The sequence below is a fragment of the Bacillus mycoides genome, assembly GCF_001757995.1.
Taxonomy (GTDB): domain Bacteria; phylum Bacillota; class Bacilli; order Bacillales; family Bacillaceae_G; genus Bacillus_A; species Bacillus_A mycoides_B.
In genome coordinates, this window is the sequence record NZ_LXLV01000084.1 from 1 (window position 1) to 7,908 (window position 7,908).

The following is a 7,908-nucleotide window of genomic DNA, read 5'->3' on the forward strand; positions in this document are numbered from 1 at the left end:
AGTTTCAGCTCAACCTGACGGCTTTCATTCCTACTTTCAGTCAATCAGTTATTGTTATCAAATTGATAACCCTCCTATTTCGTGTTTACACACTTATAAGGAAACGTGTCGCACAAAGGATTATTTTGTTCAATTTTTTGATGGATGTTAATATTTTCTATAAAGGAGGTCTACTAATGAAAAATTCCTGGAAGAAAGTTTCTTTAATTGCTTTCATAGTAATTGTCCTTTTAATAATTTTATATTTTGGCGGTATGTCACTTTTTTGGAAACACCCCTGAATAAAACTCAATATTCCGTCAATAATGTAGACAACCCATTAAGTTACTTTCTCCTTGTTCCCCCTTGGAGAACCGAGCAGTTAGTGAAAACTCACTGCTCTTTTTGTTTGTCTGAATAAAATTATAAATCCCGGTCATTCTATAGATAGGCTGTTAAACAGCTATAATCGATTTGTAGAACCCAAACTCTTTCCCTCTTTCCTTGGAGGCGAGCAGTTAGCTTTTGCTAGCTGCTTTTGTAATTTATCTGAATAAAATCCCAAAACTTCCACATAATATCTACAAGCTGTTCAATTCCTGAATAGCAACCTTTTTCTTTTGTTAACAAGTTGCAATGGAACAGTTAGCTTTTGCTAACTGTTCTTTTGTTTTCACCATTTAAGCAGGTTTTGAATATATTAAATTCTACCTTTCCTTATAACGTGAGCTGGCCACTTACGCTATTTTTAGAAAGGGCACTAATGAAAGCGTCCTTTGTTGCATGGGAATATTTTATAAAATGAAGTCTTTGTTTAGCTTTCTTTTTTGCATAACATTTTCACTTCTGCTCATACTATAGTTGTAACCTTTAGTTACTGTGTATTGTGGGTATTGTTCTTGTTGGACGATAAAGCAGTTAGTTCATTGAGCTAGCTGCTTTATCATTTATATAAACATCACCATTTCCTAAGTACAGTTGCGATAGGTAAGACTTTGAAGTTATCTCCATCTTTTCCCCCGCTTAACACTGTACGTGCGACTTTCACCGCATACAGCGTCCCATCTTCTCCTTTTATACTAAAGCAACCAGATTACAAACTTAGTGTTGTACTCACCAACGTATTAATTCCCCTTTCTTACGAAAGGTCACATCATCTTACTCGATCCTGTGAGTTACATCTAATTGATTTAGTTTTCAAAGAACAAGACTAGGGACTATCCCTCCACATTTGTTACATGCTTCGTCGGTACTGTTTCCCCACCTTCACAAGAATGAAGCAACTTCGGTTCGTTAGAATAGAACCTTATATGCATCTGTCCGCTAGTAGGCGTTGGTGACAGTTTCTTGCTTACCACGTTCCGATTGACCTAGCTATACATATATCCTTAGGTGCTTGCTTTAAGCCTGTTATCTTTACATCCTCATCGTTAGATGTTCCGAATTTCATACTATTTAATCTTACTTTTCGGTAGATAACGTCGTCATTGACGACATACACATTTCTGATATATTAAACGTTTAGACCCGTACATTCGCAAGTTCGCCAGTCCGTTAGGACATTCTCACCTTAGATATTTTGTAGCATCCCGACCTATCCAAAACCATATGATTTCTCACTTAGGTTTTGTTCAGCCGACTTCACCTAGCTTCATACAATTTGTGACTACTATCACGCTTTGCATGTAGGAGTATCAGATAAGTAGTTTCAGCTCAACCTGACGGCTTTCATTCCTACTTTCAGTCAATCCGTTGTTGTTATCAAATTGATAGCCCTCCTATTTCGTGTTTGCACACTTATAAGGAAACGTGTCGCACAAATAGCGTTTTTGTTAAAAATCTTTTCACCTTTAAACTGGACAAGCATATGTTATTGTGTGGAGGTCCTCCACTCATAGGAATCCACCTTTCAAAGAGCATACTTATTTGTGTGCTCTTTTCATTTGCTGTTAAATAAGAATTTTGTTACCTTTTCGTAACTACTATAGGTATATATACATGTTACAATTTAAAAGATTTTGCAGATTACCCCTTGCAAATTCATCTCTTTTCGGCCCTTGTTGCTCCTCCAATAAGGGCAGTTTTTAATAAAGAATAGGGATTTTATTTAAAGCTTACAAACCCCACATTTACAAAAATGAGTTCAAAATTCCCATTTTGTATATATGATTTCTTTCAAAATTTTAAATTCTATAATTAATAATGGAGGCATTAAAATGAGCAATACCCCAGAATTATCACAACAATTAGTTCAAAAAAAACAATTTACTCCTAACAATCAACAACAAACGAATAAAAAACTAAGACGGCGTTTTTTGTTAACTTTAGCTTTTATATTGCCTGTAACTTTGTCTGCTCAACACTCCATTTACCAACAACAAAAATTAATAAAAGCAAAACAAGTCCTAATAGATCAAGAAAAACAAAGATTATCTGCTCTAGAAAAGGTTGGAAACTCTCGAGAGAAAGATATTAAGACTTTAACAGCAAGTGAAGACGGCATTTTAAAATTCGCAAGAAAATTGTATAAGTTTTCCAAGCCTGGTGAAACTCTATTTCAAATACCTAATTAACTTATTAATATCTAAGCGATTATCATCAATTTTATTTAAATAACTATTTTGTTCGCACTATTCTGAGACATGCATATACTGTGTTATACGATATGCGATAGCATTTACACGGCCCTCTTAAAGGGCTTTTTTTATTTTTATTCGGTATCAAATAACGCTTTTGTTTAAATCGTTTCATTCCCCTCTTAACCCTTTGATAAAGTGTCTTATCCTTTATCCCGTTCGCCTTTGCTAAAGGGATGTAATTTGAAAATCCTTTCGGCTCTGTTGCTGCCTGATATGGCGTCATACCGTTAAGTATTCTTCTAAAGAATGTGGAACGACTGATATTGTTCTTTTCTGCTAATACGTACATCTTCGTGTGTTTTTCCTGCCCTTCCCAACTCGTGCCGACTGGTGTTGTTATAGCACGTTCCAAACTCCAATCTAGTTCTTCCATTCGTTGATCTACATACTTCTTGCTAACACCAATTTCCGCAGCCTTTGCATAATCCTTTAATGTTGGCTTCTCCATTCGCTCCCTCCTAATCCAATGCCATGATTTCGTCCCGTGTACGATCAGAAATAGTTACCCTAATCTTCTGAATGCTTTTACCGTGTTCTTTCACTGCCGCACTCCATGCTTCGTTTTCCGTTTTAACATCGAACCAGTCTATTTTTTGTCGCTCATCTGGGTCATAGAAGTGTACTTCATACGTTATGACGTTATGCTGTAAGAACTTTTCAGCTGTGCTCTTTGCGGCATAATCGAAACTTCCCACAACATCCTCCAGTGTTAGTTGTTTCATGCCCCTAACCCCATCGGACGGGATTTGATATTATTTTTGTCTGCCTGATCCATAATCAGAGCGGCGATTTCTAGTTGATGCCTTCCCAAATCTTTTGCGATTTCAATGATGTTTTTATCTTCATTCCACATTTCTTTTAATCGAATAACTTCACTTTCATCGAAGACCAGGTCCAACTCTTCTAAAGCGATATATAAGTTACGACGCGATTTCTTCATGTGCTTTCTCTGCTGCAACGCCATTGTGTAATTCTCTTTGTCCATATCCGTCCCAAGTCTCGGCATCTCATTTCCCCTCCAGTTGTAATTGATGAATTGCTCTTAGTCTCGCCATAACGGCATGACGCTTTCTATCCACTTCTTCAGGCGTAATGTTCGCTGCTTCGCAAATACATGACCCAAATGGATACATACGTTTTGAATTAGTTAGTAAATCTGGTACTAGGAGAACTAAATTCGAAGTAACGCAAGAAGAAAATGCAGTGTTTTTCAAAAAAAAGCAGCTGAAAAGTATGGAAGAAGCTAAACAGTTAATCGAAAGTTATCTATAATATTTATCAATAAATACACTAAACAAGCATGCTAAAATGATATTGGATGGGAGTCCAATACATATTATTAAAATTAAGATGGTTCAAGTCGGAGGAAGGCACCTTAAGGTGCCTTTTTTTATTTCGTTTCGACAAAATACGACAAAATAGTTGTAACTGGATTTGTTATGATTAGCTGAGAAATCTTACATATTACACATACGGAGGAAATACATAATGAATAAGAAATTACTAACGACATTAGCTTGTAGCGCTTTAATTATGGGACTAACAGCTTGCGGTTCTAATGATAAAGCGAGTACTTCAAGTGATTCAAAGCCTAAACAAGAAGCGAAAAAGCCTGAACCAGTTACTACAGCATCATTAATTAACGAATTTAAGAAAGCTGGATTAGAAGCTGAGAATGCAACAGATCTACCTCAAAAAGAATTCGGGAACATGCGTAAAGATGGGAAACGTATTCTTACACCTGCTTTAGGTGATGATAAAGGTGGCCGTGTGTTTGAATTTAGTAAGAAAGAAGATTTAGAGAAAGCTAAGAAGTATTATGATGAGTTAAGTAATTCAAATCCGATGTTGTTCTCTCATACATACGCTAAAGGGAATTTCCTTTTACAGATGAATGGCGATATGAAAGATGAAGAGTTTAATAAGTATAAAGAAGTTATGGACAAGGTAGTGAAGTAAGCAGCGGCACTCGAAAGAGTGCTTTTATTTGTGAAATGATACGAACGAGGAGAGAAACAATGAAACTGACTTTATTTACAATATCTAACGAACAAATTAAAGAACAATTGAGCAAGTTACAAACGAAGGTTGAATCTTTAGAAACCGTAAAAGACGTTCAAGATAAGATAATATCTGCTAAAGACAGTCAAATAACCTTCTTGCAAGGAGAAATTTCGAGTATAACATCTTGGCTTTCTATTGCATCTGCAGTTATTATAGCCCTCGCATCTGCTGCTTTTATTTATATCAAACTTCTAGAAAACAAAGCTAAGAAAAAAATTGAAGAAGCAGAAAACACATTACAATTAGTTACAGACAAGCTAGGAGACATTGAAACCGCAAGACAACAAACAGAAACTAACTTAACTGAATCGGATACAAAAATAGAGCAATTAAACTCGTTAATTGCTGAATCTAATAATATAGCAACTATTGCTCAAGAAAAGATTGATAAATTAGAAGAGAAACATGCTGAACTATATAATTTAGCGACTACTACAACTGCAAACCAAAAAGTAGATATGTCAATTAGACAGATTAACATTATGTTAGAACTATCTAAACATATCATTGATACCATTGACGATAACATACCTAATTTATTAGCCTTAACTGAAGAACAAATAAGTGTAGTGAACAGAACAAGAAGGAGATATATGGACATTTTAGATAGTTATCGAATATTGTCTATGAACTTTAATTCTGGTGTGAAAAACGGATCCAATTTTAACCTTCAAAATATATCTGACGGGGTAGATCGTTTAATGATCAAAAGTAATGAATTATATAGTGGATGTTTGGATCTCAGGGAAGATTTAAATTTATATAGTTAAAATATAGATTTGAACCGTATTTCTCAATGACTAAAATTACTTAACGTGGTAAAATAATTTTCGGATGAGAGTCCAATGCATATTATTAAAATTAAGATGGTTCAAGTCGGAGGAAGGCACCTTAGGGTGTCTTTTTTTTACTTTTACTCGACATAATATGACAATATACAGATTGATAGTTTGTTATGATAGTTCAGGAAATCTTACATTTTAGACACCGGGGGATACATATTATGAACAATAAACTATTACTCGCACTCACAAGTTGCGTTTTGATTATGGGATTAGCAGCATGCTCATCTAACGAAACATCAAGTCCTCCTAATGACTCTCAAGCTGAAGAAAAAGCACAAAAAGAAGCGGAAGCACAACGACAGGCGGAAGAGAAAGCGAAACAAGAAGAACAGCAACGTCAAGCTGAAGAAAAAGCAAAGCAAGAAGAACAACAACGTCAGGTAGAAGAGAAAGCGAAACAAGAAGAGCAACAACGTCAAGAAGCGGAAGCGCAACGTCAAGCGGAAGAGAAGGCGAAACAAGAACAACAACGTCAAACGCAGGAACAAGCCCGCAAACCAAAAGAAGCACAAGCGCCAAAGCAACGTGAAGTGAAGCAACAAAAGAAAGAAGAACCTGAACTTTGCGGTTCGCCAGAAGTTGGAATAACATGTGAACACGTTCAAAAAGAATGGGAAAATGAGCAAAAGATAGAACAGGAATTAAAACAAAAAGAAGCAGAACGAAAAGCAACAGAAGAAAGACTTGATAAGGCCGCAAAGGCACACCGTGACCGATGGGAAAAGCGAATGCAAGAAGAACAAGAACAATATGAACGACAAGCACAGTTAAACAACTAGAAAGATACAATAAAATAATATTTGGATGGGAGTCCAATACATATTATTAAAATTAAAGTGGTTCAAGTCGGAGGAAGGCACCTTAGGGTGTCTTTTCTTTATTTTCAAGAGGACCTGCTCAATTAATGCGTAAAAACATAAAGGGGTACTGACGGCAAAACGCGGATTTTATCTGCTAAGAATACGCAGGATTTCATGCAAGCTAAAAGAACGGTTTGAACTGTCAAATGTCGTTGCGACAGTAATGTATGAAATCCCGCATACAGCTGAAGGAACGGAATGCTGGAAAAATCTTGATATAAATGACTTTCGGGGATTTGATAACTGCTGATAATGAGACGTTATGTTAACTAGATATGTATATATTATTCTTTCAAAAAACTATATGCTTCCTCAAATAATTCTTTTTGAGAATCTGGATTATCTTCACTTAAACGTTCAAAAAAAACTCCGTGTCAAAAAAAATCTGGATCTTCAAATCCAGATTTTTTTTCTTTAATCGCGTTTTTTGCATTTTTCTCTGCGTTTTTTGCATTTTTCTAATTTTTCTATTTGGTCGCCTTCTTCACCTTCGTTTTTTGCTAAACTATCCGTTCCGCCTCCCACTGCATGTTGCTGTTTGGTATTAGAACTTTCGATGGCAGCGTTGGTTCCCGCTGCACTGTCATCTCCACCACCGCTTGCCACTTGAGTAGCACTAGCCTGTTCCTCACTGGTTTCATTAATTTGATTATTGATGATAAGTACAAATTCTACCTCTTCATCCGAATTTTCTTTTTTCATTTTATGCGGCTCAATCTGCTCCCCACTAATTCCTTTATTTATCGCTTTGCCTCCAGCGCCCACCGTTTGTTGCTGTTCGGTATTCGATGAATCGATTGCTGCATTATTTCCTGCTGCACTGTTTTGTCCGGCTCCACTGGCAATTTGTGTTGTATTCGGTGCAAATGTAATCTGATTATTAATGACAATGACAATTTTTCGTTTATCAGTAAAATCTCCCAAATTAATTTCTTCACCATCATCTTTTACATATCGAAACGTGATTTTTTCATTGTTTTTCATGTTCTCACCCCCTTTGTAATATTAAATGACTAGAGAATGATGATGGATTGGACAAGAGTATTTTTTTATAACTATGTGCCCCCCGCCCACAATGAAGGGTGTATTCCTATGACTACTTTCCATAAGAAGTGAATGTTATTTTTCTTAAGCTGTTCCAATGTAAACTTTTAAATATTAGTTTACATTCATTTCCCCTTAAACATTAAATTCATACAAAATCTCTTGATATCATCAAAACATACAACAAAAGTATACATTCAAAACACTACAAATAAAGAAGTGATTATAGCTAAACATAAATAGCTAATTCACTTAATCTATGATTATCAACAATTAAATAAGGGTGGGTTACTTTTTAGGTAACCCACCCTTATTTAAAACTAAAGAATCTGCGTTAGTTCTGAATTCAGAACTCGTTGTGCAGTAATAATAACATTACCAGGTGCTATTCCGTAGACACTGTATAAACCACCGTTTTGATTAGGAACAATTTCAACTTCATATTGAAGCGCTTGTCCCAAAGTAGAGTGAACTAAA

The 7,908-nt window shown here is 35.7% G+C and carries 8 protein-coding genes and 2 pseudogenes; 4 read left to right on the top strand and 6 right to left on the bottom strand.

Features of this window, described 5'->3' with window-relative positions:
• Positions 1-2,195 precede the first annotated feature (2,195 nt).
• Positions 2,196-2,552, top strand: a complete 357-nt coding sequence (locus tag BWGOE10_RS27750) for an FtsB family cell division protein (RefSeq protein ID WP_070144479.1) — start codon at positions 2,196-2,198, stop codon at positions 2,550-2,552.
• 43 nt (positions 2,553-2,595) lie between these two features.
• Here the strand turns inward: BWGOE10_RS27750 and BWGOE10_RS27755 are convergent, their stop codons facing one another.
• The 4 genes and pseudogenes from BWGOE10_RS27755 to BWGOE10_RS33610 form a co-directional block, all read right to left on the bottom strand.
• Entirely contained in the window at positions 2,596-3,066 is a 471-nt protein-coding gene (locus tag BWGOE10_RS27755) for a hypothetical protein (protein ID WP_236736013.1), read from the bottom strand.
• Between the two features lie 10 nt (positions 3,067-3,076).
• Entirely contained in the window at positions 3,077-3,340 is a 264-nt protein-coding gene (locus BWGOE10_RS27760; protein ID WP_070144478.1) for a hypothetical protein, read from the bottom strand.
• Positions 3,337-3,582 carry a helix-turn-helix domain containing protein gene (locus BWGOE10_RS27765; protein WP_070144481.1) on the bottom strand — a complete coding sequence of 82 codons (246 nt, stop codon included), beginning with the start codon at positions 3,580-3,582 and terminating at the stop codon, positions 3,337-3,339. Before BWGOE10_RS27765 ends, BWGOE10_RS27760 begins: the two co-directional genes overlap by 4 nt.
• Positions 3,539-3,751, bottom strand: a pseudogene (locus tag BWGOE10_RS33610) (hypothetical protein). The gene BWGOE10_RS27765 and the pseudogene BWGOE10_RS33610 overlap by 44 nt, the downstream one beginning before the upstream one ends.
• Positions 3,752-4,106: 355 nt before the next feature.
• Here BWGOE10_RS33610 and BWGOE10_RS27775 point away from each other — a divergent pair.
• The 3 genes from BWGOE10_RS27775 to BWGOE10_RS27785 all read left to right on the top strand — a co-directional run bounded on the left by BWGOE10_RS27775 (position 4,107) and on the right by BWGOE10_RS27785 (position 6,306).
• Entirely contained in the window at positions 4,107-4,577 is a 471-nt protein-coding gene (locus tag BWGOE10_RS27775; RefSeq protein ID WP_070144476.1) for a stress protein, read from the top strand.
• Between the two features lie 59 nt (positions 4,578-4,636).
• Complete coding sequence (locus BWGOE10_RS27780) at positions 4,637-5,452, top strand: hypothetical protein (protein WP_070144475.1); 816 nt, start codon at positions 4,637-4,639, stop codon at positions 5,450-5,452.
• Positions 5,453-5,685: 233 nt separating this feature from the next.
• On the top strand, positions 5,686-6,306 hold the full coding sequence (locus BWGOE10_RS27785; protein WP_070144474.1) for an NADH dehydrogenase: 621 nt from the start codon (positions 5,686-5,688) through the stop codon (positions 6,304-6,306).
• Positions 6,307-6,801: 495 nt separating this feature from the next.
• Here BWGOE10_RS27785 and BWGOE10_RS27790 read toward each other — a convergent pair whose 3' ends face one another.
• The gene (locus BWGOE10_RS27790; RefSeq protein ID WP_070144473.1) at positions 6,802-7,371 is read right to left on the bottom strand and encodes a hypothetical protein; all 570 of its coding nucleotides are present in this window, start codon (positions 7,369-7,371) and stop codon (positions 6,802-6,804) included.
• Positions 7,372-7,751: 380 nt separating this feature from the next.
• A pseudogene (locus BWGOE10_RS27795) lies at positions 7,752-7,908 on the bottom strand (ATPase); the annotation flags it as partial.